This is a genomic window from Shewanella sp. MM_2022_3, from assembly GCF_022557375.1.
GTDB classification, from domain to species: Bacteria; Pseudomonadota; Gammaproteobacteria; order Enterobacterales; family Shewanellaceae; genus Shewanella; species Shewanella xiamenensis.
In genome coordinates, this window is sequence record NZ_JAKZGV010000101.1 from 1 (window position 1) to 2,524 (window position 2,524).

A 2,524-nucleotide genomic window follows, 5' to 3' on the forward strand; every position below is an offset into this window, starting at 1 on the left:
TAAACTAAAAGACTTTGCCAGACGCCCAACTCTCTCATAATTCATTGATATCGCATCAGTCATCTCTAGAGCTTTTGGTATATGCTTATCGAGCAGATAATCTCCAGTTCTTACCAAATGCGCAAGCGCACCATGATGAAGAGGAAGCAATTCATTCAATTTTTTAGAGAAAGCTTTAGAGCTGTAATAGGCCACTTGCAATGGTACTGATGTGGGTAATGCAAAAATGCAATTTAGATAAGACTTCCATTTCGGTAAAAAAATACGTTCGACACGTTTGAAAACACCATCATCCGGTACGGTAAAGTCCAACTCATCTTGAGTCTCACATAAACTCAGTAAAGTGAGGTCATAAACCTTAGATAACTCTTTACAAACAAAATAAATTCTAAGCCTATCACCACCTATTACAGGGTAAGGAAAGCGTGGAGTTAAAACAATAATTTTCTTTTTAGGCTGCATCAAGCGAACTCCAAAAATCGTGCATTTTTTTATTAACGGCACTTTCAGTAAATAAAGTAACCTGAGATCTACCAAGCGCTACTTTTTCAGCCCTTAGCGTATCATTCATCGTTAACATTGACCGAATAGCAGAAGCCATCAAATGCACATCTGTCGGATTGAACAACAATGCAGCATCACCCACAACCTCTGGTAATGAAGTTGTATTACTACAACAAACAGGCGTACCTGCTGCCATAGCTTCAATTAGCGGAATACCGAAACCTTCAAATAAAGATGCAAATATAAAAGTATGAGCTTCTCGGTAATAATTGCGCAACTCATCATTCGATATAAAACCTAATAACTCCACTTGACTCTCAATACCGAATTTACGTGCAATTAATGAAAAATTTGAATGATGCTCTTTTTTTATACCTGCAATTTTTAAAGTGAAATTCACGTCATGTGAATTTTTATAAATTGCGAAAGCCTCTATTAGTCTTTCGACATTTTTGCTAGGTGCTTCTCCTGCAACGGTAAACAAATAAGGTTTTCTTACTTCAAGAGGCAATGGTGTCGAATCCAACCAATCATCAGGTATAGCATTAGGTATGACTAACACACTATTAGGATCAAGTTTAAATCGATGAACAAGTTCCTCCTTGGTAAACTCAGAGACTGTTAATAAAATATCAGCATTACCAATGACACGCGGAACCACAAACCTCCGATAAAAACGACCAAGCGTTTGATAAGCAGAGACAGAAAACGGCAATTCCTTAACTGAACGGAAAAAAATTAAATCATGGACAATCAAGATCAACTTTACATTTGACGGCTTAAAAATTGGGCCTGTATTATACGGACAAACTAAAAAATCAAACTTATTCTCCTTAGCTAAATAAGGTAGAACACATTGCTCCCACCATGGAAAAAAGCCATTTCCTTTGAAAATAGTATCATTAACCACATTATTAGATTGCAAATGAGCAGGTGCTAAACCAATCCATTGACTAGATAAAGAAGCCATCAATTGGGTAGCGTATCGCCCCATCCCCCTTACTTGGCCAAGCATCCATCGTACATCCACACCGACTCGCATCAATTATATTTTCCTTTTTTTAATTTCAGTTAAAAGCATGTTAAACATTGTTTGCTTAGTAAAACTAGTCTCTATCGTCCGTCTAGCATTACTTGCAACTTTAATATATTGCTGAGGGTCTGAGCATACTTGATTGATCTTTTCAGCAAGAGTATTAACCCCGTAATCTTCAACTAACCAACCATTAACACCTGACTTGATTATCTCAGGAACACCGCCGACAGGAACAGCTATAACAGGAGTACCATTGGACATAGCCTCTAAAACAGAATATGGAAATGCTTCAAAATGAGACAGCATTAACAAAAAGTCAGCATCCCGATAATATTTGTCCAGTTCAGTAACAAAACCAGTCCAATGTATCCTTTCACTAACGTCTAACTGCTCTGCGTACCGTTTTAAAGAGTCAATCTCAGAACCATCGCCGACAATAGTCAAATATGCATTAGGCTGTTTTACTAACAGTTCAATGGCCAGTTGCTGATTTTTATTTTTATTAACAGCTCCAACCATTAAAAGGTTTACATTATTACTCAAACTGACCTTAGGAAAATACTCAGGTAAATCAACACCATTATAAATAGTGATTACTTTGCCAGGTGCGTAAAATTCTGGTAGCGCATTATTGCAAACCCTAACAACTACATTGACTCTCAACAGGAGTAACTTAAGCAACACTTTTCTAATCCAGCGCCGCCAAAACGATTGCTGCCCATCATTTATGTTACTATGCTGTACATAAACTTTAAAATCGGCATTAAATTGATTTTTAATTAAGGAATACAAGGCACTGTTGCCATTCAAAATGCAAACATCGAATTTAATATTAGAAAAAATATTACAACGCTTTCCAACTTCTACAGGTCCACCAAAAAAATAAACATCAAAACCTTCCAACTTAAATAACTCTATAATATCTTTCGCATATCTCTCCTGACCACCAAAAACAGCTGCAAAATTAACAATTAAAAAATTCAC

At 36.5% G+C, this 2,524-nt stretch carries 2 protein-coding genes and 1 pseudogene; all 3 read right to left on the reverse strand.

The features are described from left to right. A pseudogene (locus MMG82_RS21215) lies at nucleotides 1-462 on the reverse strand (glycosyl transferase family 1); the annotation flags it as partial. Beyond that, a complete protein-coding gene (locus tag MMG82_RS21220; protein ID WP_241407398.1) occupies nucleotides 452-1,546 on the reverse strand; it encodes a glycosyltransferase family 1 protein in 1,095 nt (364 codons plus the stop codon). The pseudogene MMG82_RS21215 and the gene MMG82_RS21220, both read right to left, overlap by 11 nt. Before the next feature lie 3 nt (nucleotides 1,547-1,549). After that, on the reverse strand, nucleotides 1,550-2,524 hold a 975-nt coding region (locus tag MMG82_RS21225; RefSeq protein WP_241407397.1), incomplete at its 5' end, for a glycosyltransferase family 4 protein.

Excerpts from the sequence above, each read along its gene's own strand:
- MMG82_RS21220 (WP_241407398.1), bottom strand. The coding sequence starts at position 1,546 with ATGCGAGTCGGTGTGGATGTACGATGGATGCTTGGCCAAGTAAGGGGG.